Origin of the sequence: Streptomyces sp. NPDC060035, assembly GCF_042736635.1 — a bacterium.
Taxonomy (GTDB): domain Bacteria; phylum Actinomycetota; class Actinomycetes; order Streptomycetales; family Streptomycetaceae; genus Streptomyces.
The window spans coordinates 145,329-170,208 of the sequence record NZ_JBHWVO010000012.1; the positions used below are offsets into that span (position 1 = coordinate 145,329).

At 68.7% G+C, this 24,880-nt stretch carries 19 protein-coding genes and 1 tRNA gene; 8 read left to right on the top strand and 12 right to left on the bottom strand.

What is annotated here, in order from left to right; genetic code table 11:
* Positions 1-250: 250 nt before the first annotated feature.
* Both ACFWBQ_RS20660 and ACFWBQ_RS20665 read right to left on the bottom strand, forming a co-directional pair.
* A complete protein-coding gene (locus ACFWBQ_RS20660) occupies positions 251-1,732 on the bottom strand; it encodes an ankyrin repeat domain-containing protein (protein ID WP_385490853.1) in 1,482 nt (493 codons plus the stop codon).
* Between the two features lie 31 nt (positions 1,733-1,763).
* Positions 1,764-2,702: a hypothetical protein gene (locus ACFWBQ_RS20665; RefSeq protein WP_385490856.1), complete on the bottom strand. Its 939-nt coding sequence runs from the start codon at positions 2,700-2,702 to the stop codon at positions 1,764-1,766.
* Positions 2,703-2,929: 227 nt separating this feature from the next.
* Between ACFWBQ_RS20665 and ACFWBQ_RS20670 the strand changes: the two genes are divergently transcribed.
* A complete protein-coding gene (locus ACFWBQ_RS20670) occupies positions 2,930-3,706 on the top strand; it encodes a S1 family peptidase (RefSeq protein ID WP_385490859.1) in 777 nt (258 codons plus the stop codon).
* A 7-nt stretch (positions 3,707-3,713) separates the two neighbouring features.
* Here the strand turns inward: ACFWBQ_RS20670 and ACFWBQ_RS20675 are convergent, their stop codons facing one another.
* Positions 3,714-5,519 (bottom strand): beta-galactosidase family protein, encoded by a 1,806-nt coding sequence (locus ACFWBQ_RS20675; protein ID WP_385490861.1) that lies wholly within the window; start codon positions 5,517-5,519, stop codon positions 3,714-3,716.
* 127 nt (positions 5,520-5,646) lie between these two features.
* Here ACFWBQ_RS20675 and ACFWBQ_RS20680 point away from each other — a divergent pair, with 127 nt between their 5' ends.
* From ACFWBQ_RS20680 to ACFWBQ_RS20700, 5 genes are all read left to right on the top strand, one after another.
* Entirely contained in the window at positions 5,647-6,525 is an 879-nt protein-coding gene (locus ACFWBQ_RS20680; protein ID WP_385491068.1) for a helix-turn-helix domain-containing protein, read from the top strand.
* Between the two features lie 21 nt (positions 6,526-6,546).
* Positions 6,547-6,882, top strand: a complete 336-nt coding sequence (locus ACFWBQ_RS20685) for a chorismate mutase (protein ID WP_385490864.1) — start codon at positions 6,547-6,549, stop codon at positions 6,880-6,882.
* Positions 6,883-7,050: 168 nt separating this feature from the next.
* Positions 7,051-9,603 carry an aminopeptidase N gene (gene pepN, locus ACFWBQ_RS20690; protein WP_385490867.1) on the top strand — a complete coding sequence of 851 codons (2,553 nt, stop codon included), beginning with the start codon at positions 7,051-7,053 and terminating at the stop codon, positions 9,601-9,603.
* 207 nt (positions 9,604-9,810) lie between these two features.
* Positions 9,811-11,208 carry a pyridoxal phosphate-dependent decarboxylase family protein gene (locus ACFWBQ_RS20695; protein ID WP_385490871.1) on the top strand — a complete coding sequence of 466 codons (1,398 nt, stop codon included), beginning with the start codon at positions 9,811-9,813 and terminating at the stop codon, positions 11,206-11,208.
* On the top strand, positions 11,205-12,608 hold the full coding sequence (locus ACFWBQ_RS20700; protein WP_385490874.1) for a lysine N(6)-hydroxylase/L-ornithine N(5)-oxygenase family protein: 1,404 nt from the start codon (positions 11,205-11,207) through the stop codon (positions 12,606-12,608). Before ACFWBQ_RS20695 ends, ACFWBQ_RS20700 begins: the two co-directional genes overlap by 4 nt.
* A gap of 118 nt (positions 12,609-12,726) precedes the next feature.
* On the opposite strand, the gene ACFWBQ_RS20705 is transcribed toward ACFWBQ_RS20700, so the two are convergent.
* On the bottom strand, positions 12,727-14,538 hold the full coding sequence (locus tag ACFWBQ_RS20705; protein WP_385490877.1) for a bifunctional metallophosphatase/5'-nucleotidase: 1,812 nt from the start codon (positions 14,536-14,538) through the stop codon (positions 12,727-12,729).
* A gap of 246 nt (positions 14,539-14,784) precedes the next feature.
* On the opposite strand from ACFWBQ_RS20705, the gene pyk reads away from it, so the two are divergent.
* A complete protein-coding gene (pyk, locus tag ACFWBQ_RS20710) occupies positions 14,785-16,218 on the top strand; it encodes a pyruvate kinase (protein WP_385490879.1) in 1,434 nt (477 codons plus the stop codon).
* Between the two features lie 11 nt (positions 16,219-16,229).
* Here pyk and ACFWBQ_RS20715 read toward each other — a convergent pair whose 3' ends face one another.
* Both ACFWBQ_RS20715 and ACFWBQ_RS20720 read right to left on the bottom strand, forming a co-directional pair.
* The gene (locus ACFWBQ_RS20715; protein WP_385490882.1) at positions 16,230-17,015 is read right to left on the bottom strand and encodes a helix-turn-helix domain-containing protein; all 786 of its coding nucleotides are present in this window, start codon (positions 17,013-17,015) and stop codon (positions 16,230-16,232) included.
* A gap of 84 nt (positions 17,016-17,099) precedes the next feature.
* Positions 17,100-17,183, bottom strand: a tRNA-Leu gene (locus tag ACFWBQ_RS20720).
* 93 nt (positions 17,184-17,276) lie between these two features.
* On the opposite strand from ACFWBQ_RS20720, the gene ACFWBQ_RS20725 reads away from it, so the two are divergent.
* Positions 17,277-17,933, top strand: coding sequence for a response regulator (locus tag ACFWBQ_RS20725; RefSeq protein ID WP_329212156.1), 657 nt, complete (start codon positions 17,277-17,279; stop codon positions 17,931-17,933).
* A gap of 81 nt (positions 17,934-18,014) precedes the next feature.
* Here the strand turns inward: ACFWBQ_RS20725 and ACFWBQ_RS20730 are convergent, their stop codons facing one another.
* The 6 genes from ACFWBQ_RS20730 to ACFWBQ_RS20755 form a co-directional block, all read right to left on the bottom strand.
* Entirely contained in the window at positions 18,015-18,731 is a 717-nt protein-coding gene (locus ACFWBQ_RS20730; RefSeq protein ID WP_385490885.1) for an ABC transporter ATP-binding protein, read from the bottom strand.
* On the bottom strand, positions 18,728-19,768 hold the full coding sequence (locus ACFWBQ_RS20735; RefSeq protein ID WP_385491071.1) for an ABC transporter ATP-binding protein: 1,041 nt from the start codon (positions 19,766-19,768) through the stop codon (positions 18,728-18,730). Before ACFWBQ_RS20735 ends, ACFWBQ_RS20730 begins: the two co-directional genes overlap by 4 nt.
* Before the next feature lie 5 nt (positions 19,769-19,773).
* Positions 19,774-21,507, bottom strand: a complete 1,734-nt coding sequence (locus ACFWBQ_RS20740) for a branched-chain amino acid ABC transporter permease (RefSeq protein WP_385491073.1) — start codon at positions 21,505-21,507, stop codon at positions 19,774-19,776.
* Positions 21,508-21,512: 5 nt separating this feature from the next.
* Positions 21,513-22,445, bottom strand: a complete 933-nt coding sequence (locus ACFWBQ_RS20745; RefSeq protein ID WP_385490888.1) for a branched-chain amino acid ABC transporter permease — start codon at positions 22,443-22,445, stop codon at positions 21,513-21,515.
* A 98-nt stretch (positions 22,446-22,543) separates the two neighbouring features.
* The gene (locus ACFWBQ_RS20750; RefSeq protein WP_385490891.1) at positions 22,544-23,776 is read right to left on the bottom strand and encodes a branched-chain amino acid ABC transporter substrate-binding protein; all 1,233 of its coding nucleotides are present in this window, start codon (positions 23,774-23,776) and stop codon (positions 22,544-22,546) included.
* Between the two features lie 582 nt (positions 23,777-24,358).
* Positions 24,359-24,829, bottom strand: coding sequence for a PaaI family thioesterase (locus ACFWBQ_RS20755; protein ID WP_385490894.1), 471 nt, complete (start codon positions 24,827-24,829; stop codon positions 24,359-24,361).
* Positions 24,830-24,880 lie beyond the last annotated feature (51 nt).

A 24,880-nucleotide genomic window follows, 5' to 3' on the forward strand; every position in this document is an offset into this window, starting at 1 on the left:
GGCGGGGGGGCCGGCCTCGTGCGGGCCGAGTTCCGGCGCGCGGCGGGGGTCGCTCGCGCCTCACTCGGGGCCGGCCGGGTTGGTCGGGGGCGGGCGGCCCCCCCCCCCCCCACGACTGATCTCGATCGCCGGGCGGGCTCGATTCGGGGCTCCGCCCCGGACCCGTGTCCTCCATCGCCGGGCGGGCCGGGTGCATGCCGGGTGCCCGCGCCCTGGTGGCAGGGGCAGGACGCTGCCCAAGGGCGCCTGCCTACGGGTCGGCGACGCCCTCCAGGGCAGCCGCAGCCGTCGCGCCCGCGTAGCTGTCCGCCGGCTCTTCGGCCAGGAGGCGCGTCAGGACCTCTGCCGCGCGTGGGTCCCCGCGTCGTGCCAGACCCCGCGCCGCCTCCGCCACCGTGTCGGGGTCCGCGTCGTCCAGGCGCAGTGCCAGGGCCTCACGGATCTCCGGGGTGTCGTCGTCCGCGGCGGCCAGCGCCGTCGTCGCCCAGTCACGGACCCCCTCGTCGGTGTCCCCGCTCAGGGCGATCAGTGCCACGACGGCCTCGGGCCGGTCCGAGGCCACCGGGCCGAACAGCGCCAACGTCACCGCGCGCCGCACCATCCGGTCCGGGTGTTCCGCGTGGCGCAGGATCTCCGGCAGAGCGGCCGGGTCCTCGTGGTGGCCGAGGCCCAGTACCGCGGACTGGATCAGCTCCGCGTCCACGGCCTCCCGCGCCAGTTCCCGCAGCAGCGGCACCGATCGCGCGGTGAACGGCTTTGCTCCGGTACGGAATCCGAGCTGTGCGAGCACATCCGCACCGAAGGCCTGCCGCAGCGGATCTCCGCTCGCCGTCCACGCGGCCGCCGCCTGGAACGTCTCCTCGTCGCCGCGCAGCCAGAGCGCTTCGACCGACTCGTGCCAGTCGTCCAGCTCCGGGTCCACACCCCGCAGTGCGCGGGCCGCGAGCTCCTCGAACGGGGCCCGCAGACCCAGCTCGTTCTCCAGGAGCGTCGCGATCGCGCCGTGGCCGGTCTGCTGGTCCTGGGACGCGAAGGGCTCTCCGTCCCGCTGCAGTTCGACCGTGACCGTCACTCCGCCGTCCACCGGCGTGCGGCGCACCACCGTCGCGTATCCGCCGTCGATCCCGCCGCTTCCGGTGCCGTCGCCGTACAGCGCGAACAAGGCCCCGCGCAGTTCCTGCTCGATGTCCAGCCGCAGGAAGCGCCGGGCCTCCTCCAGCGCCCGGGTCAGGTCGGCCGCACCGTGCCGGAGCAGGGTGCGGACCGTGTGCACCGATCCCCGCCGGGCCGCGAGCACCAGCGGGGACTCACCCTCCGGGCCGGGCAGACCGGGATCCGCACCGTGGGAGAGCAGGATCTCCGCGATCCGCGCGTGTCCCAGGCCGACCGCCCACCGCAGCGCCGTGAAGCCGAACTCCTCGCGCAGATCCGGCTCCGCCCCGGCCGCGAGCAGCGCCTCGACGACCTCGCCGTGGCCGCCGCACGCCGCTCCGCACAGAGGAAGATCGCCCGCTTCCGGGCCGCTCGCCCGGTTGGGATCCGCACCCGCGGCGAGCAGCAGCCGCACCGCGACCGGCAGGTCCTCCACCGACGCCGCATACAGGGCCGTGGTCCCGTCCGTGTCGCTCGACTCGGACGAGGCGCCCGCGCGGAGCGCACGTACGACGGCGTCCTCACCCTCGTACAACGCCTCGAGAAGGTTGCCTGCGTCCCCGGCCGGATCTTTCGTCATACTTCGACCTTACGGCGCATCCGGATGCACCTCAGGTGTCGCACTCCAGGACCGTGCGGCACAGCCCGCACCGGGCCCGCACCCGGCCACGGACCGGGACCCGGATGCGCTGGTTGCAGGTCGGGCAGGCGAAGGAGACCCGCAGCCCCGCGTCGCCGTGCTCGAAGGCGTAGGGAACACCCGGGCCGGGCCCGGTACCCGGGTGGTCACCGGCACCACGCCGGTCCTTGGCGTATCGGCGCCGGCCCGACCACCCCGCGGCCGTCAGCGGTGGCTGCTGAAAGTCGCGCAGGGCCTGGATGCGGCCCTTGGTGTATGCCGCGTACGCCTGCGGGCTGGTGAACCACACGGACGGGTCCTCGTCGAAGACGAGCGCACGCTTGGCCAGCACGTACCCGAACTCCTCCGGCGTGAGATAGCCGAGCTTCTGGCTCGATGCGGCGTCCTCCCGGAAGGCGTCCAGCAGGAGCCAGCCGGCGCCGAGGTAGGCCGTCACCGTGTCGGTGAGGATCTCGTTGTCGCGGGTGCCGGGGAACTCGAGGCCCAGACGGTGCAGCAGGACATGCGTGATCTCGTGCGCGAGCGCTGCCCCGATGTCCCTGCGGTGCGTCCGGAATCGGTCGTTGAGCTCGATGAAGTACTCCGGGCCCGCAGCGAGTTCGACGCTCGCGGCGTGCTCCATCTCCCGGAAGCCGACGATCATCCGGGCCTGGGGCAGGTGCAGGTGCTGCACGAGGGCGTGTGCCACGCGCTGGGAGCCGAGGTACAGATCGTCCGCGTCGGAGAAGGCGGCGTCGGCGGGGACGAGGCTGGTGGCGTAGCTGTGCACACCGTCGTAGGAGATCCGCCGGTAGAGCGCGGTGATCGCGGACCGGACGGTGTCGAGATGCGGAAACCCGTGGACGACCGGACTGCCGCTGCTGCCGTTACTGCCGTCCCTCACGTCCGAACCCCCATCAGTGACGCTCAACGGACCTTCACCTTAGGCGGAGTCGCGGGCGAGGGGACCTGTGGACAGCTTGATGATCTTGGCTGGAAAGTCTGCCTTGTGGCAGCGGTGATCACTTCCCGATAATCGGAGCGCTCTTGTCGGGAGCATGTCGAGATCCATCTCGGCTGTGCCCCTGACCTGGGCCTGCATGCCCGCACGCCTGCACAGCGCAACCCCACCGCCCCCACACGAAAGCAGGCACTCCGTTGAAGAAGCTTCTGCGCGCCCTGAAAAGATGCTCCGTCATCGCCGCGGTGGCCCTCGCCACCGTCAGCCTCCAGCCCTCCGGCGCCACCGCAGCCCCCAACCCCGTCGTCGGCGGAACCCGCGCCGCACAGGGCGAATTCCCCTTCATGGTCCGGCTCTCCATGGGCTGCGGCGGCGCGCTCTACGCCCAGGACATCGTGCTCACCGCCGCGCACTGTGTGAGCGGCTCCGGCAACAACACCTCGATCACCGCCACCGGCGGGGTCGTCGACCTGCAGTCCGCGAGCGCCGTCAAGGTCAAGTCCACCAAGGTCCTCCAGGCGCCCGGCTACAACGGCGTGGGCAAGGACTGGGCACTCATCAAGCTCGCCAAGCCGATCAACCAGCCCACACTGAAGATCGCCACCAGCACCGCGTACAACACGGGCACCTTCACCATCGCCGGCTGGGGAGCCGCCACCGAAGGCGGCGGCCAGCAGCGCTACCTGCGGAAGGCGACCGTGCCGTTCGTCTCCGACGCCGTCTGTCAGCAGGCCTACGGCAGCGACCTCGTCCCGAGCGAGGAAATCTGCGCCGGGCTGGTCGACACCGGCGGCGTGGACACCTGTCAGGGTGACTCCGGCGGCCCCATGTTCCGCAAGGACAACGCCGGAGCCTGGATCCAGATAGGCATCGTCAGCTGGGGTGAAGGCTGCGCACGGCCCGGTTACCCCGGCGTGTACACCGAGGTCTCGACCTTCGCCTCCGCCATAGCGTCCGCGGCAGCGGGTCTCTGACCCGCAGTCACCGCTGATCGCCCCCGGGGGTGCCCGTCCTGACGGGTGCCCCCGGGCCCAGCTCGACGAACGGCGCCCCGGCGTCCTCCAGCTCCAGCACCCACAGCTCGTTGGCGCCCTCGCGGAGCACCGGCCCGGGTACGTACAGCGTCCGCTGCGGCCCCACCGACCAGTAGCGCCCCAGGCAGAAGCCGTTCACCCACACGAACCCCCGTGTCCAGTCCGGCAGTTCGAGCCCCGCATGACCGGTCCCCGCCGCGCCCGTCACCTCGAAGAACCCCCGGAACAGACCCGTCCGGCCGGCCTCCCCGACACTCCCGAACCGCAGCCCGGCCACCGCCCCCGCGTCGTCGAACGCGTCCAGCCGCAGTGCCCGGGCCCGCACCCCGTGCAGGAACTGGCGTTCGTGGAGCACCCCGCCCGTGATGCCCTTCTGCTCACCCAGCCGCGGCCCGTAGTTGACCCGGCCCAGCGACTCCACCCACAGCTCGACCTCCGCAGGCCCCGCGACCGGTTCGTCGAGCACAGGGAGCTCCTCGGTGAGGACCCCCGCCCGCACCCCGTCCACGTACACCACCGCCCGGTCCCGCAGACCCGCCGCACCCAGCGGGTACGGTTGCCGCGGCCCCGGAACGTCCACCCGGTAGCGCACCAGGCCCCGGTCGACGCCGAGATCCTCGAACGTCGGCGGAACACCCGACGCGGCCGTCTCCGGATCACCCAGCGCCTCCAGTACTCCGGCCAGCGGAACCCCCTGCGTCAGCGTGACCCGCACCGGACCGGCCAGCCCCACCGGCTCCGGCGGCAGCTCCGGAAGGGGGCCGTCCGCGTACTGGGCCAGCACCTCCCGCAACAGCAGGAACTTCTCCGTGGGCCGTCCGTACTCGTCGACCGGAGCGTCGTAGTCGTACGACGTCACCGTCGGCGCAAGCTCCTGGTCCTGCAGCGGGCCGGAACGATTGGCTCCCGCCCAGCCCGCGAAATTCGTACCACCGTGCGCCATATAGATATTGACCGAAGCCCCGCACTCCAGGATCTCGCGCAGCGCACCCGCCGTCTCGGCGGGATCCCGTACGACAGGCTCGGCACCCCAGTGCTCGAACCAGCCGCACCAGAACTCCATACACATCAGCGGCCCCCGGCGCCGGTGCCGGCGCAGCACCTCGAACGCCTCGCGCGCCCCGGAACCGAAATTCGCCGTAGCCAGGAGACCAGGCACCGAACCACCCGTCAGCATGTGGTCCTCCGGCCCGTCGGAAGTGAACAGCGGCACCGTCACCCCGCACCGGCGCAGCAACCCCGCCAGCTCCTCCAGATGCACCCGGTCCGAGCCATAGCTCCCGTACTCGTTCTCCGCCTGCACCATGATCACCGGACCGCCGTAGGTGACCTGGCGCCGCACCACCTGCGGTAGCAGCTCCCCGAACCAGCGCTCCACCACCGCCGTGTACTGCGCATCCCGGGTCCGTACCCGCCTGCCGAACCGCCCCGTCACCCAGGCCGGCAGCCCACCGTTCTCCCACTCGGCACAGATATACGGTCCCGGGCGCACGATCGCCATGAGCCCCGCCCGGTCCGCCGCGTCCAGGAACCGGCCGAGCGCCCCCACATCCCGGAACCGGCCAGGACGCGGCTCGTGGAAATTCCACGGCACATACGTCTCGACACAGTTGAGGCCCATCGCCCGCAGCATCGACAGCCGGTGATCCCACTGCGCCTCATGCACCCGGAAATAGTGCATCGCCCCCGACAACAGCCGTACAGGCTTGCCGCCGAGCCGGAAATGGTCGTCCCCCACGGTGAAGTCAGTCATGGTGCTCGTACGCTCCTGAGTGCGGATCCCTGCCGGCCACCAGGTTCGCCCTCTGGTGCCCGGCCGGTCCATGGAGAAAGATCACTGCTCGTTGGACGCAACACCCGACAGGGAAGTGGGGGAGCCGGTGTACCAGACCTGGATGCGCTTCTTCACACCCAGCGCACTGCACCACCGCCTGGGACTGGCCTGCCTCGGCGTCGGTCTGCAGCACGGCGCCCTGCCCACCGTCGGCCCACGCACACTCGACCACCACGTCGCCGTCGTCATCACCTCGGGCAGCGGCTGGTTCAGAGGAACGGACGGCCGAAGGCAGACCGTCCAAGCACCCAGCCTCATCTGGCTCACCCCCGGCACCCCGCACCACTACGGCGCCGACCCCACCGGCTGGGACGAGAGCTTCGTCGACTTCACCGGCCCCGCCATCACCACATACACCGAACTCGGCTACATCGAAGCGGACCGCCCCCTGGTCCCGCTCTCCGACACCGCAGGACCACGCGCCGCCATCGGCCGCATCGTGCGCGCCGCACGCCGCGGAAACCCGCTCCTCGACGTCGAGACGGGCGCCGCCGTCCATGAACTCCTCGTAGCCCTGCGCCGAGCCCGTGCAGACATCGGACCCGACGGCTCCCCCGTACTCCAGGCCCTGGCACGCGACGCGTTCCAGCCGCTCTCCGTCGCCGAACACGCGGCCCGGCACGGCATGACGCCGGCAGAACTGCGCACCGCCGTACGGCGCGGAGCAGGGTGCAGCCCCAAGGACTACCTGCTGACCATCCGGCTCGGACGCGCCAAGGAACTGCTCGCAGCCACCGACCTGCCCGTCGCCGCAGTTGCCCGCCGGGTCGGATACGACGACCCGGCGTACTTCTCCCGGCTCTTCGCCCGCCGCGTCGGCCAGGCTCCGGTCCGCTTCCGCGAACAGCAGGGCCGCAGCGTCCCCGGCGGCTGGAGCGACCGGATCCCCGACCCGGAACACCCGCCCACGATCGCACCCGCATAGGTACGTCTAAGCTCGTTGCCCATGACGACGAGCGACATCGACGAGTCCGTACGCGCCGAACTGAACCGGCTGCGCGAAAGCATCGACAACATCGACGCCGCAGTCGTCCATATGCTCGCCGAGCGATTCAAAGCCACCCAGCAGGTCGGCCACCTCAAGGCGGAACACCAGCTCCCACCCGCCGACCCGGCCCGTGAGGCCCGCCAGATCGCACGGCTGCGGCAACTCGCGGAGAGCGCCAGACTGGACCCCGCCTTCGCCGAGAAACTCCTCAACTTCATCGTGGCGGAGGTCATCCGCCACCACGAACGCATCGCGGAGGAATCAGCGGGAGAAACTCCGGCCCCCGGCCTCTGACACAGAACACCCCCACACCCTCCACGGAAGCCGGCACCCGGGCTCCGCACCCCGCGGAAGCGCCCCCGCAACCGTGCGACGGACCAGCACGCACCGCACCTGCCACCGTCGTCAGCCCTGCGAGAACGCCCCTGCACACCGCCCCAGCCGTACGGCAGCATGGGCGGCATGTCCGTACTGACGCGCAACGAAGCGCAGACCCGAGCCCAGCTCCTCGACGTACACCGGTACACCGTCGACCTCGATCTCACCACAGGCGAGGAGACCTTCGACTCCCGCACCGTCATCCAGTTCACCGCCCTCGCGGCCGGCGACACCTTCGTCGAGGTCAAGCCCCAGAACCTGCGCTCGCTCAGCCTCGACGGACAGCCCCTGGACCCCGAACGCCTCACCGAGAACCGCTACCCGCTGGACCGGCTCACCGCGGGCCCCCACGAACTGCGCATCGACGCCACCATGCGCTACTCCCGCACCGGTGAAGGCATGCACCGCTTCACCGACCCCGCCGACGGCGAAACATACGTCTACACCCAGCTCTTCATGGAAGACGTCCAACGGGTCTTCGCCGCCTTCGACCAGCCCGACCTCAAATCCGTCTTCGACATCACCGTCACCGCACCCGAAGACTGGACCGTCCTCGGAAACGGCACCGCCCACCAAGCCACCCGAGGCCGCTGGACCATCGCCGCCACCCCACCGATCTCCACCTACCTCGTCGCCGTCGCCGCAGGCCCCTGGCACTCCGTGACCACCGAACACGCCGGCCTGCCCTTCGGTATCCACTGCCGCCGCTCCCTCGCACCCCACCTCGACGCCGACGCGGACGAGATCCTCTCCCTCACCCGCGACTGCTACGACCGCTACCACGAGAAGTTCGACGAGCCCTACCCCTTCGACTCCTACGACCAGGCCTTCGTCCCCGAATTCAACGCCGGCGCCATGGAGAACCCCGGACTCGTCACCTTCCGCGACGACTTCATCTACCGCTCCGCAGTCACCGACACCGAACGCCAGACCCGCGCCATGGTCATCGCCCACGAAATGGCCCACATGTGGTTCGGCGACCTCGTCACCCTCACCTGGTGGGACGACATCTGGCTCAACGAGTCCTTCGCCGAATACATGGGCTACCAGACCCTCACCGAAGCCACCCGCTTCACCGACACCTGGGTCGACTTCGGCGTCGCCCGCAAGGGCTGGGGCTACGACGCGGACCAACGCCCCTCCACCCACGCCGTCGCACCCGACCCGGACGCCGTCCCCGACACCGCATCCGCGCTGCTCAACTTCGACGGCATCTCCTACGCCAAGGGCGCCTCCGCCCTGCGCCAACTCGTCGCGTGGCTCGGCGAAAAGGACTTCCTCGCCGGAATCAACACCCACTTCGCCCGGCACAAATTCGCCAACGCCACCCTCGCCGACTTCATCGACAACCTCGCCTCCGCCACCGACCGCGACGTCCATGCCTGGGCCGACACCTGGCTGCGCACCACCGGCATCGACACCCTCACCGCCCACGTCGAGGACACCGACCGCGCCTGGACCCTCACCGTCGACCACCACGGCAGCCGCCCCCACCGCATCGCCGTCGGCACCTACGACCACACCCTGGACACCCAGTCCGGCAACGGCCGGCTCGTCCTGCGCGACCGCTTCGACCTCGACATCCCGCACACCGGTGCACCCACCAGCCTGCCCGGCCGGCGCCCCGTCCTCGTCGTCCTCAACGACAACGACCTCACCTACGCCAAGGTCCGCTTCGACCCCGCATCCTGGGACACCGTCCTCACCGGCCTCTCCGGCATTCCGGACGCCCTCACCCGCGCTCTCGTCTGGAACACCGCACGCGACATGGTCCGCGACGGCGAACTCCCCCCCACCACCTACCTGACAGCCGCCCGCACCCACCTCCCCCACGAAACCGATCTCGCCCTCGTCAACGGTGTCCTCGGCTTCGCCGCCACCCAGATCGCCGGCCGTTACCTGGCCCCCCACGACCGCCCCGCAGCCCTCGCCACCCTCACCTCCCTCTGCCGCGACCTGCTCCGCCGCACCGAAGGCCTCACCGCCAAGGACTGGGAGCACACCCCCGACAGCACCCGGCCCGCCGGCGCCGACCCCGGCCTCCGGCTCACCGCCGTACGCCACTTCATCGACGCCGCCACCCACCCCGATGCCATCCAGGACTGGCTGGCCGACGGCACCGTCCCCGGCGGACCCGAACTCGACCCCGAACTGCGCTGGCGCATCCTCACGCGCCTCGCCGTCCTCGGCGCCACCGACGAAACCGCCATCGACGCCGAACTCGCCCGGGACCCCAGCGCCACCGGACAGGAAGGCGCCGCCCGCTGCCGTGCCGCCCTGCCCACCCCCGAGGCCAAAGCCGCCGCCTGGCGAGCCATGTTCAGCGACGACACCCTGTCCAACTACCTCTTCACCGCCACCGCCCAAGGCTTCTGGCAACCCGAACAGGGCGAACTCCTCCAGGACTACGTCGCCCGCTACTACCCCGACGCCACCGCACTCGCCGTACGCCGCGGCCCCGCCATCGCCGAAGCAGCCGGCCGCCACGCCTTCCCCGCCCACCACGTCGACACCGACAGCCTCCGGCTCGGCACCGACGCCCTGGACGACCAGGCCCTCACCCCCGCCCTCCGCCGCAAACTCACCGACCAGCTGGACGACCTGCGCCGCGCCCTCGCCGTACGCAACGCCCACTGACCCACCGCCACCGTGCCCGGCCCCCGAACCACAGGGGCCGGGCACAGCCATGCGAACAACGCACTCCTATAGCAGCCCCACCCCGCACACCCCACCCACACCACGGAGCAATACCCCTTTCGGGGTCAGATCGTTGGTCTCTTCGGCCGGGCTTCCCGAAACCCGGACAAGCTGGTACGCCCGCCCCCGCGCACCCGAAGGACCACCATGCCCATCCCGCCCCTCGCCGGAGGCACCGCAGGCCCCACTCACCTGCGCCCCCTCCTCGACACCGTGCTCACCGCACTGCACAACGGCGCAACCCGCCGCAACGGCCCCCTCCCCACAGGCGGCCCCGACACCGTCACCCGCCGGACACGCAACGCCACCGGCCCCCTCATCCCCGACCGCGGCACCGGTGCCCACCACGCCCTGCGCACCCTCGTCACCGCACTCGCCGAAGGCGCCGCGGACCCCGCACACCCCCACTGCGCCGCCCACCTCCACACCCCACCCCTCGCACTCGCCGCGGCAGCCGACCTCGCCGCATCGGCACTCAACCCCTCCATGGACTCCTGGGACCAGGCCCCCGCCGCCTCCACCCTCGAAACCGACCTCACCGCAGCACTCGCCGCCGAGATCTACCCCCACGCCCTCCGACCGGACTCGGTCATCACCACCGGCGGCACCGAGGCCAACCAACTCGCCCTCCTCCTCGCCCGCGAACGCCACGGACCCGTACAGACCATCTGCGCCGCCAACGCCCACCACAGCATCACCCGCGCCGCCTGGCTCCTCGGTCTCCCCACGCCTGTCGTGATCCCCGCCCCCACCGGCGTCATGAACCCCGCAGCCCTCGACGAAGCCCTCACCCGCCTGTACGGCCCCCTCCTCGTCACCGCCACCGCAGGCACCACCGACGCCGGCCGCATCGACCCCCTCACCGAGATCGCCGAGCTCACCACCGCCCACGGCGCCGAACTCCACATCGACGCCGCCTACGGCGGCCCCCTCCTCTTCAGCCCCACCCACCGCACCAAGCTCCAAGGCCTCGACCGCGCCCACAGCGTGACCCTCGACCTGCACAAACTCGGCTGGCAACCCGCATCCGCCGGCATCCTCGCCGTCCCCGACCACCACCACCTCGACCCACTCCACCACCACGCGCCCTACCTCAACGCGGACGACGACACCGACGCAGGCCTCCCCGACCTGCTCGGCCGCTCGCTGCGCACCACCCGACGCCCCGACGCCCTCAAAATCGCCGTCACCCTGCAAGCACTCGGCCGCGACGGTCTCGCCGACCTCATCGACCGCACCATCGCCGCCGCCCATCACCTCGCCGGCATCATCACCAGGACCGCCGCACTCGAACTCCACGGCCCCCCCACCATCAGCACCGTCCTCTTCCGCCCCACCGAGGCCGACGACACCACCGTTGCCGCCATCCGCCGCACCCTCCTCACCCGCGGCGTCGCCGTACTCGGCCGCGCCCGCGCCGACGGCCGCCTCTGGCTCAAAGCCACCCTCCTCAACCCCCACACCACCCCCGAAAACCTCCACCAGCTCACCGAGCTCGTCACCCACGCCGTCACCGGCCTCGCAGAAGGCAGCACCCCCCGATGACAGACCGGCCCACCCCCGACCAGCCACACGACCTCATCGGCATCGGCATCGGCCCCTTCAACCTCTCCCTCGCCGCCCTCGCCCACACCATCCCCGGCCGCCCCACCACCGCCTTCTACGAACAACGCCCCGCCTTCCACTGGCATCCCGGCCTGCTCATCGACGGGGCCACCCTCCAAGTCCCCTTCCTCGCCGACCTCGTCACCCTCGCCGACCCCTCGAACCCCTGGTCGTTCCTCAACTACCTCCGCGCCCAGGACCGGCTCTACCCCTTCTACTTCGCCGAGCGCTTCCACATCCAGCGCGCCGAATACGACGCCTACTGCCGATGGGTCAGCGAACAGATCCCCGGACTCCACTTCAGCCACCAGGTCGACGCCGTCCGCTGGAACCCCGGCCGCGCCCTGTTCGAAGTCGACTTCACCCAGCTCGACGCCGACGGCGAAGCAGAAGCACTCGGCCGCGCCCACACCCGCCACATCGCCCTCGGCGTAGGCACCGAACCCTTCGTCCCCGAACCCCTGCGCCCACTCGCCGAGGCCCCGGACATCCTCGTCATCCACTCCGCGGACTACCTCCACCACCGCGAACGCCTCCTCGACGCCGCCCACATCACCGTGATCGGATCAGGCCAGTCGGGCGCCGAAATCTTCCTCGACCTCCTCCGTGCCCGCCCCCAAGGAGCCGAGAAGCTCCACTGGCTCGCCCGCACCCAGGCCTTCGCCCCCATGGAGTACTCCAAGCTCGGCCTCGAACACTTCACCCCCGACTACAGCCGCTACTTCCACGCACTCCCCGAAGCCGTACGCGACACACTCGTCCCCAGCCAATGGCAGCTCCACAAGGGCATCGACACCGACACCATCACCGCCATCCACGACGAGCTCTACCGGCGCACGCTCCACGGCGGCTGGCCCGACGCCACGCTCACCCCCGGCGTCCACGTACGCACCGCAGTGCGGCACTCCGGCACCCGGATCGAACTCCACCTCGAACACACCCAGCAACACACCCGCACCAGGCTCACCACCGACGCCGTCGTCCTCGCCACCGGCTACCGAGAACGCCCCCTCGACACCCTCCTCACCGGCCTCAGCCCCCACATCCGCCGTGACGCCTCCGAACGCCCCCACATCGACGACACCTACCGCCTCGGCCTCGACCCCGCCGTCACCGGCCACATCTACGTACAGAACGCCGAACGCCACACCCACGGAGTCGGCGCCCCCGACCTCGGACTCGCCGCCTGGCGCAGCGCCACGATCCTCAACGACCTCACCGGCGCCACCCCGTACCCGCTCCCGCAGCGCACCGCCTTCACCACCTTCGGACTCACCCCCCACCCCGCACCGAAGATCCCCCAGCAAGGCCCCACCCTCATCCCCCTCGCACGGGGATAACCGCACAGGGACAACGCAGCCCCTCGGGACCCCGAACACGCCGATGGGGCCACCGCGAACCCCGGACCCGGACAACCCACGGACCCAGGACCACGACAGCCCCACCGGCACACACAGATCAGAAAACCGGCACACCGTCCCGCGTCAACCGCCAGTCCACCGATGCGAACTCCGCCGGATCCACCGACCCCTTCGCCCGCACCCAGCCGATGATCGTGTTCCGGATCTCGTCCGAATTCGCCCACAACTGCTTCGCACCCGGAACATGCGGGAAGTTGCCCCCACCGCTCGCCCGATAATTGTTCACCGCAAACACGAACTGTGCCGCCGGATCCACCGGCTTCCCCTCGAACGACAGCCCCACGATCCGGGAACCCACCGGCTGCGCGATATCGATGTCGTACGACACCCCCGACACCACGTCGTAGTTGTAGTCCGGAATGCCATCAGCATTCGTCAGCTTCGACGTATCCACCGGCGCACCCGAAGCCGTCCGCACGTAATACTGCGCCGAATACTCCAGATAATCCTTCAGCTGCGAACCCGTCAGCAACCGCGCCTCAAGCGTGTTCTCGAACGGATACAGTCCCGCAGCATCCTTGATCGTCACCTCACCCGCCGGAATCGCCGCCGTACGCGAGAAGCACGCCGCCTGCGACAGCACCGGCAGCGCCGCATACTCCCCGCCCACCAGCGCCGCCTTCACCGTGTCCGCCTGCACCAGGTTGATCAGATCGATGACCGGCTCGTCCTTCCACGGCGCATCCACCGTCGACATCGCCACCACCGAGGAACCGATCACCTGATTCACATAGGCCACCACCTTCGTGTGCTCATCCCCGAGCAACGACGTGATCCGCGGATCCTCCGCCACCGTGTTCGAGTTCAACACCTCGGCGCCGACCTTCTCCACCGTCCAGCGGCCCTTCTCCCACACCAGGTCGAAGTCGAACAACGTCAACCGCTGCCCCCACTTCAACGGCTCCGAGAGAACAACCTGCTTACCCGTCTCCTTGTTCGTCACGAAGTACTCGGGAATCTCCGAGTGCGCATGGCCCACCAGAATCGCGTCGATACCCGGCACCTGCTCCGCCACCAGACCCGCCGCGTTCTCCACGTACGGCAACTGATCCCCGTACGACGACGTACCCGACGAACCCGAATGCGCCGAAACGATCACCACATCCGCACCCATCGAGCGAAGCTTCGGCACCCACTTCGCCGCCTGCTCCTCAAGGCCGGGGAACACCATCTTCCCGCCCACATTCGCCTTGTCCCAGATCGCGATACCAGGATTCGTCAAGCCGAGCACGGCCACCCGCACATCACGACCGTGCGGCGTACGCAAACGCTTGATCACATACGGCGCGAACGCCGGCCGCAACGTCTTCGCATCCAGCGCGTTCGCACCCAGCAGCGGGAAATCGCACTGCTCCTCGAACTTCCGCAGCACCGGAATGCCGTAATTGAACTCGTGGTTGCCGAGCGCCGCGGCGTCGTACCCGATCCTGTTCATCGCCTGCGCCATCGGATGCACCGGACCACGCTTCGCCGTGATCGGATCGATCTTCGCGTAGTAGTACGACAGCTGGGTGCCCTGGATCGTGTCACCCGCATCGATCAGCAGCGTGTTCCGACGCCCGCGCTCCTCGCGGATCTGCTCCACCAGCGTCGAGATCTTCGCCAGGCCCACATCGTTGTGCGCCTTGTCGTCGAACTCCTTGTCCGTGAAGTAGTCCCAATTGAAGACATTGCCGTGCAGATCCGTCGTCCCCATCACGGTGAACGAGTACCGCACGGCCGGACGGTCATGCCCGTGCCCCTTCGCCTCCGCGGCCCCGGCAGGCCCGGCCACAGCCCCGCCCGCCAGCGCCACACCGGCACCGGCGGCAGCCGATCGGCCCAGAAAGTTCCTACGGTTCAACGGCATTCCTGACTCCTCGTTCAATCGAACAACGCGCGTAGATTCTGACCCAGTCACCACGCCCCGCAACACCCCGTGCAGGTTTCGATCTGATGACCACGGGCCCGCGCACCCCGGCGCAGCCCCAGCCGGACGCTCATCGGAGCGACCCGCTGCACAATTCAACACTTGTCAATAAGCTTTCACTCAAAGGTTGTTGAGGAGTCACGCAGGGGCAAATACCTACCCGTAGGTAAGGTCTAGGCTCGAACCATGCGCCGAGCGAAAATCGTTTGTACCCTGGGACCCGCAACCGACACATACGACCAGATCAAGGCACTGGTCGAAGCGGGAATGGACATCGCCCGCCTCAACCTCAGCCACGGCACCTACGCCGAACACGAAGAGCGATACCACCACGTACGCAAAGCATCCGAAGAGACCGGACGCAGCGTAGGAATCCTCGCCGACCTTCAAGGCCCGAAGATCCGCCTCGGACGCTTCGCCGAAGGCCCCGTACTCCTTGAACGCGGCGACGACTTCACCATCACCGTCGAACCGATGGAAGGTGACCGCCACACCTGCGGAACCACCTACGCCGGCCTCAACGCCGACGTCACCGCAGGCGAACGCATCCTCGTCGACGACGGCCGCGTCACCCTCGAAGTCACCCAGGTCGACGGACCACGCGTCCACACCACCGTCATCGAAGGCGGCATGGTCTCCGACCACAAGGGACTCAACCTCCCCGGCGTCGCCGTCTCCGTCCCCGCACTCTCCGAAAAGGACATCGACGACCTCCGCTGGGCCCTGCGCACCGGCGCGGACATCATTGCCCTCTCCTTCGTACGCAGCGGACGCGACATCGACGACGTCCACCGCATCATGGACGAGGAGAGTCGGCGCCTCCCCGTCATCGCCAAGGTCGAAAAGCCCCAGGCCGTCGAGAACATCGACGACATCGTCGCCGCCTTCGACGGCATCATGGTCGCCCGCGGAGACCTCGGCGTCGAAATGCCCCTGGAACAGGTCCCGATCGTCCAGAAGCGCGCCGTCAAGCTCGCCAAGCGCAACGCCAAGCCGGTCATCGTCGCCACGCAGATGCTCGACTCGATGATCGACAACTCCCGCCCCACCCGTGCCGAAGCCTCCGACGTCGCCAACGCGATCATCGACGGCACGGACGCGGTGATGCTCTCCGGCGAGACCAGTGTCGGCAAGTACCCGATCGAAACGGTCCGCACGATGGCGCGCATCGTCGAAGCGGCCGAGGAGGACATCCTCGCCAAGGGCCTCCCGCCGCTCACCGACCGCAACAAGCCCCGCACCCAGGGCGGCGCGGTCGCCCGCGCGGCAGCCGAGATGGGCGACTTCCTGGGCGCCAAGTTCCTGGTCGCCTTCACCCAGAGCGGCGACACGGTCAAGCGTCTCTCCCGCTACCGCTCCCCGATCCCGCTCCTGGCCTTCACTCCGGACGAGGCCACCCGTGCACAGTTGAACCTCACGTGGGGCGTGGAGACGTTCCTCGGGCCGCACGTGGACTCGACGGACGCGATGGTGGCGCAGGTGGACGAGGAACTGCTGCGGATCGGGCGCTGCCAGAAGGGGGACGTCGTCGTGATCACGGCCGGCTCCCCGCCCGGAGTCGCGGGCTCGACGAACCTGGTGCGGGTGCACCACATCGGCGAGGACGACAGCCCGAAGTAGGGCGGCTCAACTCAGTATTTCGGCCCGACGTGAGCATCCATGAGCGCGACGGATGCCCGTCGGGCGACGGAGACGTTGTACTTCTTGCCCGCGCGGGTGCAGTGGGTCCACTCGATGCCGAGCTTGTCGAGGGTGTCCGTGTAGAGCTCCCGGATGTCGTCCGAGACGTTGGTGAACCAGTACCGCGGGTACTCGTACCGCTTCCGTACGCCGCCGACCATCCGGGTCGTCCAGTTCATGTTCCGGCAGCCGTCGGAATGGATGAGGCCGCGGATGAAGTCCCAGGGGTGGGCGTCGACGATTTCCTGCTGCCATGGTTCGAGGATGATCGGGCGCTCGTGCTTTCTGCCGGGACCGTGCTGGGGGAAAAGACACCACAGATGCTTGGAGTACATCTTCACCTCGCGACACCCCTTCCGACGCACCCGGCACACGGAGTTTTCGGGGAAGACGGTGCGCATGGCGCTCTCGCACCGGTCCATGAGGCCGGGCCAGGAATCGGCGCAGGTGATGGACAGGCTGGGCGTCTTCATGGCTCTGTTCTGGATGATGTGCCCATCTCCGAGATAGAGGCCGAGAAGGTAGGCGTAAGCGGCCTGGTCCAGCTCTCCGTCGCATCGAGGGCAGGGATAACGATGGGCTCCGGGGCACTCTCCGCGCTTGGCGCGGTCCATGTGCTTCCAGTAGCTGATGGTGCCTGTGGGAATGTTGAGCTTGCGGGCCACATCGGCATTCCTGACACCGTTCCGGAGCATTGCGACTGCCCTGTGCCGGACTTCAGGTCCATGGAAGTTCATATGACCACCATGAGTTACTGCGAGTCGCCTTGCGTAACGCAAAGCGGATGTTCACGAGAACGTGAACATCCGCTTTGTTTGTTGTGCCGGGTATGGGATTCGAACCCACATGTCCTTTCGGACAGAGGTGTTTGAGACCTCCGCGTCAGCCAGTTGCGCCAACCCGGCTTGGTAGCCGGTCAGAAGTGTACCTGGTGACCAATGGGCGCGGCAGGTAGGTAGGCTCGTGGGAGCAGTATCTGCCCCATACCGAGGAGCCCCGTGACCACCCCCGAGTCGCCCCAGCCCGTAGACGCCGCCGACGACGACAAGTCGCACGTCCCGCCGCTGACGACCCGTGTCGTCATCGCCGAGGACGAGGCGCTCATCCGTCTCGACCTCAAGGAGATGCTGGAGGAGGAGGGATACTCGGTCGTCGGTGAGGCCGGCGACGGGCAGCAGGCCATCGAGCTCGCCCGGGAGCACAAGCCGGACCTGGTCATCCTCGACGTGAAGATGCCCGTACTGGACGGGATCTCCGCCGCCGAGAAGATCACGGAGGAGTCCATCGCCCCCGTGCTGATGCTCACCGCGTTCTCGCAGCGCGACCTCGTCGAGCGGGCCAGGGATGCCGGCGCGATGGCGTACCTCGTGAAGCCGTTCAGCAAGAGCGACGTCGTGCCGGCCATCGAGATGGCCGTGTCCCGGTTCTCGGAGCTGAAGGCGCTGGAGAACGAGGTCGCCGACCTCTCTCAGCGGCTGGAGACCCGGAAGCTGGTGGACCGGGCGAAGAGCATTCTGCAGACGGATTACGGCCTCTCCGAGCCCGCCGCGTTCCGGTGGATCCAGAAGACGTCGATGGACCGCCGGCTGTCCATGCAGCAGCTCGCCGAGGCGCTGATCGAGGACGCCGAGGAGAAGAAGAAGGCGGCCGAGTAGCCCCGTACGGACCTATGAAGGAGGCCCGTACCCCGGATCGATCGGGGTACGGGCCTCTTTCGCGTGCGGGAGCGGAGGGTGTCAGTCCTCGCCGAGGTAGGCCTTGCGGACCGACTCGTCGTGGAGCAGGTCGCTGCCGGTGCCGGTGAGGACGATCTTGCCGACCTCCATGACGTGGCCCTGGTCCGCGAGGGAGAGGGCCGCCTGGGCGTTCTGCTCGACGAGCAGGATCGTGGTGCCCGCCGCCTTGAGCTCGACGATGGTCTCCATGATCTTCTGCATCATGATCGGCGAAAGTCCCATGGAGGGCTCGTCGAGCATGAGCAGCTTGGGCTGGGACATGAGTGCGCGTCCCATGGCGAGCATCTGCTGCTCGCCGCCGGAGAGGGTTCCCGCGGCCTGCTTCCGGCGTTCCCCGAGGATGGGGAAGAGGTCGTAGGCGCGCTGGATGTCCTTCTCGATGCCTGCCTTGTCGGTGCGGAGGAAGGCGCCGAGCTGGAGGTTCTCCGCGATGGTGAGGCGGGGGAAGATGTGGCGGCCCTCGGGGGAGTGGGCGAGGCCCAGAGCCACGATCTTGTGGGCGGGGATGCCGCTGAGGGGCTTCCCGTCGAAGAGGATCCGGCCGCCGGAGGGCTTGAGGAGGCCGGAGAGGGTGCGCAGGGTGGTGGTCTTGCCCGCACCGTTGGTGCCGATGAGGGTGACGACCTGGCCGGCTTCGACGCTGAAGGAGATTCCCTTGACGGCTTCGATCTTGCCGTAGGCGACCCTGAGGTCCTCGACCTCGAGCAGTGCGGTCACTGGCCTTCCCCTTCTGTGCTGGTGGTGCGCTGTGCCTTGTCCGCCGCGACGACTTCGGACTCGGGCGTTGCTGCCTCGGCCCGGGCCTCCTCGGCCTCGGGTGCGGCCTCCGCCTCGGCTTCGGCCTCAGGCGCGGCCTCGGCCTCGGGGGTCGCTTCGGCCTCGGCCTCGGGGGTTGCCGCGGCCGCGGCCTTGGGCTCGGCCTCAGCCTCGGGTGCCTGGGCGGGGGTGTCGGCCTTCTCGGGGGTGTCGGCCTCGAAGGGCGTGCCGAGGTAGGCGGCGACGACTCGCTCGTCGCTCTGGACGACGGAGGGCGTGCCCTCGACGAGCTTCTCGCCCTGGACGAGACAGGCGACGCGGTCGCAGAGGTTGAAGATGAAGCGCATGTCGTGCTCGATGACGAGCACGGCGATGCCCATGTCCCGGATGGCGAAGATGAGCTCTTCGGTGACCCGGGTTTCCTGCGGGTTCATGCCGGCGGTGGGCTCGTCCAGGAGGAGGAGGCCGGGGTCGCTGGCGAGGGCGCGCGCGATTTCCAGCTTGCGCTGGTCTCCGTAGGGGAGGTTGCGCGCGAGGTGGTCGGCCTTGTCCTGCAGGCCGATGAACTCGAGGAGTTCCATGGCGCGTGCGTGGGAGGCGGCTTCGGCCCTCTTGAACCCGGGGCCGCGCACGAGGGCGGACCAGAGGCCTTCCTTGGTCCTGGTGTGGCGTCCGACGAGGACGTTCTCCAGGACGGTCATGTTGGCGAAGAGCCGAATGTTCTGGAAGGTGCGGGCGATGCCGGCCTGGGTGACGAGGTGGGGCTTGGGGGGCAGGACGGTGCCCTTGTAGCGGACCTTGCCCTCGGTGGGGATGTAGAGACCGGTGAGGCAGTTGAAGAAGGTGGTCTTGCCCGCGCCGTTGGGGCCGATGAGGCCCACGATCTCGCCCGCGTTGACGGTGAGGTCGACGTTGCGTACGGCGGTGAGGCCGCCGAAGCGCATGGTGACGCCGCTGGCGTCCAGCACGGGCGTGGTGGTTGCGGTGGTGGTCGTCATGTCGTTCACGCCCCCGCCTTCACGGTGCCGACGCCGGATTCGGGCAATGTGCCCTCGGGCGTGTCGAGTTGGCCGGTCTCGTGGTACTCGAGCTGGGCCCGCCGGTTGGCGATGAGGCCTTCGGGGCGGAAGCGCATCAGCAGGATGAGCGCGAGGCCGAAGCCGAGGAGCTGGTAGTCCTGGAGGAACTGCAGCTTCGCCGGGATCATGTACAGGAGCGTGGCGCCGAGCAGGGGTCCGCTGATCGTTCCCATGCCGCCGAGGATGACTGCGGCGAGGAGGAAGGCGGAGTTGGGCGGCACGGGGCCGGCGAAGACGTACATCTCCGGGACGACGGTGCTCTGCACGTGTGCCTGGACGGTGCCGGCGAGGCCGGCGAGGGTGGCGCCGAGGGCGAAGGCGATGAGCTTGACGCGGAAGCCGTTGATGCCCATGGCGGTGGCGGCGGTCTCGTCCTCGCGGATGGCGACCCAGGCGCGGCCGATACGGGAGCTGCCTGCGCGGCTGAAGACGAGGACCACGAGGATCATCGCGAGCAGCATGAGCAGGTAGTAGTTGGCGTATCCGCCGAGTTCGAAGCCCAGGACGGTGTGGGAGTCGCCGAAGTCGTATCCGAAGAAGACGAGGTCGGGGACGTTGGGTACGCCGTTGGGGCCGTTGGTGATCTGGGGCCCGGATACGCCGTCGAGGTTGCCGACGGTGATGCGGAAGATCTCGCCGAAACCGAGGGTGACGATGGCGAGGTAGTCGCCGCGGAGGCGCAGGGTGGGCGCTCCGATGACGACGCCGAAGATCAGGGAGACGGCTGCTCCGGTGAGGACCGCTGCCCAGAAGGGGAAGTGGACGTCGAAGGCGGAGGCGGTGGTTCCGGAGACGAGTGCGGCGGTGTAGGCGCCGACACCGAGGAACGCGACGTAACCGAGGTCGAGGAGCCCGGCGAGGCCGACGACGATGTTCAGCCCGAGTGCGACGGTCGCGAAGATGAGGATGTTGACCGCGATGAGGGTGTACTGGTCGGTGTTCTGGGTGAAGGGGAATGCCGCGGCGGCGACGAATGCGGCGGCTACGGCGATGGGGCGGTACTTGGTGGTGAGTACCGAGAGCCGGGCCATGATGCCGGATTTGAACAGGGCGCCGACGGCGAAGCCTGCGGTGATCATGTAGCCGGTGAAGAGTTCGGCGTATTCGGTGTCGATGCCGTAGGTGACGACGAAGAGGCCGGTTCCGAAGGCGGCGACGATGATGAGGATCTCGGCCCAGGAGGGGAGTTCCTTGGGGCGCGTTGCCTTGCGGGTGTCGTCGGGCAGGCGGAATGCGACGAGGGGGATGGCGGAGGCCACCGCTGCGACGAAGCCGCCGGGCTCGAGGTTGACCACGCCACCGAGGTCGACGGTGATGGCGATGACGGTGAACCAGGTGGTGGCGAAGGCGCCGAGGGCCAGGAGCTGGAGGGCCTTGGTGGTGCCGGTGGGGGCGAGCCAGCGGAGGCCTCGGATGTCGAGGGCGGCGAGTGCGTACAGGAGTACGAGGATGCCTGCGACGAGGGTGAGGACCTGGAGGCCGCCGGGGTAGCCGTAGACGGTGAGGTCGCCGGGGAATTCGTCGGTGTAGGTCCAGGACATGAAGGTGCTGGCGATGGTCGCGATGCCGCCGAGGGCGGTGAGGCGGCGCAGGCCGGCGGTCCGGGAGCCGATGCCGACCGGAACGGCGGCGGTGGTCTTGGTGGTGTCGGTTGTCATGGCACTCACGCCCGATCCGCGACGCGCTCGCCGAGCAGGCCTTGTGGCCGCACGAGGAGGACGACGATGAGAAGTACGAAGGCCCAGACGTTGGCCCAGGCGCCGCCGCCGAGCTGCTGCATGCCGGGGATCTCTTCGATGTAAGCGATCGAGAGGGCTTCGGCGAGGCCGAGGACGACTCCGCCGACCATGGCTCCGTAGATGTTGCCGATCCCGCCGAGGACTGCGGCGGTGAAGGCCTTGAGTCCGAGGAGGAAGCCCATTTCCCAGCCGATCTGGCCCTTGTCGATTCCGTAGGCGACGGCTGCGACGGCTGCGAACGCGGCTCCGATGGCGAAGGCCATCACGATGATGCGGTCGGTGTTGATGCCCATGAGCTTCGCCGTGTCGGGGTCCTGCGCGGTGGCCTGCATGGCGCGGCCGCTGCGGCTCTTGGAGACGAACATGCCGAGGGCGAGCATGCACAGGGGCGCGAGGACGAGGATGAAGGCATCGGCGCGCTGGATGTACAGGTTGTCGAACAGCTGGAAGGAGCCGCCGTGGAATTCGGGGAAGCTGAGGGGCTTCTTCGCGTCGGGGTAGAAGCCCCAGACGAGCTGCTGCAGGACGATCGAGAGGCCGATCGCGGTGATGAGCGGGGCGAGCCGGGGGGCGCCGCGCAGTGGTCGGTATGCGAAGCGTTCCGCGGCTGTGGCTATGGCGACGGAGGCGATTGCGCCGCCGACGATCATGAGGGGTATGGCCACCAGAAGCGACGTTCCGCTGGGGAGCGCCATGTAGGTGGTGAGGGCGCCGAAGCCCCCGATCATGAAGATCTCGCCGTGGGCGAAATTGATGAGCTGGACGATCCCGTACACCATGGTGTACCCGATGGCTATGAGGCCATAGAGCGCGCCGAGTGCGAGACCGTTGGCCAGCTGTTGCGGCAGTTCGTTCACCGCAGGGCCTCCGATGAGCTTGTCGGATATGACACCGCGCGAGGGCGCTGTTTTCGCCCTCGCGCGGTTATGAGCAGGTGGGACGGGGATTAAGCGGTTCAGTCCTCGAACGTGGCGCTCTTGACGTCCTTCCAGGCACCCTTCTGGACCTCGTAGACGGTGAGCTGCTTGTTCGTGGTGTCACCGAACTCGTCGAAGGCAACCTTGCCGGTCACGCCGTCGAAGGAGACCTTGGCCATGGCCTCGACGACCTTGGCGCGGGCGTCCTCGGGGAGCTTGCCGTCGTTCGCGGCGACAACGGCCTTGACGGCCTGGATGATGGCCCAGCCTGCGTCGTAGGAGTAACCGCCGTAGGCCGCGTACGGGTCGCTGTACTTGGCTGCCGCGTAGTCGGCGATGAACTTCTTGGCGGTCGGGAGGGCTTCGACCGGGTAGCCGATGGAGGTGGCGAGGTCGGTCTCGTTGGCCTCACCGGAGGCGCTGATGAAGGCGGGGTCGTAGATGCCGTCGCCACCCATGGTGGGGATCTTCGCGCCGGTCTTCTTGATCTGGTCGGAGAGAAGGCCGCCCTCGGGGTACTGGCCGCCGAAGTAGACGGAGTCGGCGCCGGAGCCCTTGACCTTGTCGGCGGTGCTGGAGAAGTCGGTCTCCTTCACGGTGACGTGGTCGGTGCCGACGACCTTGCCGCCGAGGCGCTCGAACTCCGCGGAGAAGATGGCGGCGAGGCCGGCGCCGTAGGTCTGCTTGTCGTCGACGACGTAGACCTTCTTCTTCTTGGCGTCGTTGTACAGGTACTGGGCGGCGAACTTGCCCTGGACGACGTCGGTGGCGCAGGTGCGGAAGTACGTCGCGAAGGGGCGCTTGAAGTCGCCCTTGCCCCAGTTGTCACCCTGGCTGAGGGCCGGGTTGGTGTTGGCGGGGGAGACCTGGACGAGGCCGGCCTTGTCGAAGTCGCCCTGCATCGACTGGGCGACGCCGGAGTTCAGCGGGCCGACGGCTCCGATGACGTCCTTGTTGCCGACGAGCTTGGCTGCGTTGGCCTTTCCGGAGGCGGGCACGGCCTGGTCGTCGAGGGCTTCGATCTTGAACTCGATGCCCGGGACTTCGTTGTTCTTGTTCGCCGTCTTGGCGGCGAGGTCAACGGAGTTCTTGATGCCCTGGCCGAGTGCGGAGAGGGAGCCGGTCAGCGGGGCGTCGACGCCGATGACGACGGTGGTCTTGCTGCCGCTGCCGTCGTTCTTGCCGCTGTCGTCGCGCGATCCGCAGGCGGTGAGGGTGAGTGCACCGGTGGTGAGCACTGTGGTGAGGATGATCAAAGAACGGTGTCGCACGAAAGGTCCTTTCCCTGGCGCGGCCTCCTCTGCATGAGGTGCCGTGGATTCGCCGGGCCGTACTGGTCGATACAGGGCCGTGCAGCGACGCGCCCGGCGGCGCGGTGACTGGCCGTGACTCTAAGGGCAGGTGAGGGGGTGCGGGACAAGTCCGCTGATGATGTGACTGTCTTGTTATGCCATGGGGAAGGGTTGGTGGGCGCAGTGTGGACATTTACGGCTTGTGAAATGACCGCATGCTGAGAACGTGCAGCTCTGCTAAGGCGCTTGAGGCGATCTTGGTGCTGTCGCACGAACCGGGGCGCAAGGGGCGCGGCGAGGCTGTCCCTCCGAGATGGGGGCGCGGCGCGCGGTCTTTTTCGTGTATTGCACACTTGTTACGCAGTGTTACATCTGGGTGATGCGTTCGATTCGCTGCGGTGATCGCCGCGCTGCTGAAGTGGCTCATGGAACGTGCGCCGTGGTCAAGGGTGTTGACCGAGAGTGTCGGTCAACATTCGTCTCCCTCCCCGGATATGGGTCTGCCCGGTCCGGAATGCGGTGCGTTCTCCGGGCCGGGCAGGGGGTGTTGGGGCAGGTGGTTCAGTCGGCCGCGGGGCGCGGTACGTCGCGGAGCAGGCAGGTGAGGCGGGCCGTGCAGACCCGCTTGTCCTGCTCGTCAGTGATGACGATCTCGTACGTGGCCGTGGACCGGCCACGGTGTACGGGGGTGGCGACGCCCGTGACGAGGCCGTTGCGGACCCCGCGGTGGTGGGTGCAGTTCAGGTCGACGCCGACGGCGATCTTGGTGGCGCCGCCGTGGAGCATGGTGCCGATGGAGCCGAGCGTCTCGGCGAGGACGGCGGAGGCGCCGCCGTGGAGCAGCCCGTAGGGCTGGGTGTTGCCTTCGACGGGCATGGTGCCCACGACGCGCTCGGCGGAGGCCTCGATGATCTGCACGCCCATGCGCTCGCCGAGGTGTCCGGCGGAGAAGAGTGCGGGTAGGTCGACGCCGAGTGCCGCGTACTCGTCGATGATCTCCTGGGGGAACGTGGGTGCGGTGTGCTCGCCCATGGGGTCCGGCTCCGTTCGTCTGCGGTCGTTCGTTGCTGTGTGCACTGTTCT

Bases quoted from the DNA above. Each gene is read 5' to 3' on its own strand.
- ACFWBQ_RS20660 (WP_385490853.1), bottom strand. From the start codon at position 1,732: ATGACGAAAGATCCGGCCGGGGACGCAGGCAACCTTCTCGAGGCGTTG.
- ACFWBQ_RS20675 (WP_385490861.1), bottom strand. From the start codon at position 5,519: ATGACTGACTTCACCGTGGGGGACGACCATTTCCGGCTCGGCGGCAAG.
- ACFWBQ_RS20685 (WP_385490864.1), top strand. From the start codon at position 6,547: ATGACGACGAGCGACATCGACGAGTCCGTACGCGCCGAACTGAACCGG.
- pepN (WP_385490867.1), top strand. From the start codon at position 7,051: ATGTCCGTACTGACGCGCAACGAAGCGCAGACCCGAGCCCAGCTCCTC.
- ACFWBQ_RS20695 (WP_385490871.1), top strand. From the start codon at position 9,811: ATGCCCATCCCGCCCCTCGCCGGAGGCACCGCAGGCCCCACTCACCTG.
- ACFWBQ_RS20700 (WP_385490874.1), top strand. From the start codon at position 11,205: ATGACAGACCGGCCCACCCCCGACCAGCCACACGACCTCATCGGCATC.
- ACFWBQ_RS20705 (WP_385490877.1), bottom strand. From the start codon at position 14,538: ATGCCGTTGAACCGTAGGAACTTTCTGGGCCGATCGGCTGCCGCCGGT.
- pyk (WP_385490879.1), top strand. From the start codon at position 14,785: ATGCGCCGAGCGAAAATCGTTTGTACCCTGGGACCCGCAACCGACACA.
- ACFWBQ_RS20715 (WP_385490882.1), bottom strand. From the start codon at position 17,015: ATGAACTTCCATGGACCTGAAGTCCGGCACAGGGCAGTCGCAATGCTC.
- ACFWBQ_RS20735 (WP_385491071.1), bottom strand. From the start codon at position 19,768: ATGACGACCACCACCGCAACCACCACGCCCGTGCTGGACGCCAGCGGC.
- ACFWBQ_RS20740 (WP_385491073.1), bottom strand. From the start codon at position 21,507: ATGACAACCGACACCACCAAGACCACCGCCGCCGTTCCGGTCGGCATC.
- ACFWBQ_RS20755 (WP_385490894.1), bottom strand. From the start codon at position 24,829: ATGGGCGAGCACACCGCACCCACGTTCCCCCAGGAGATCATCGACGAG.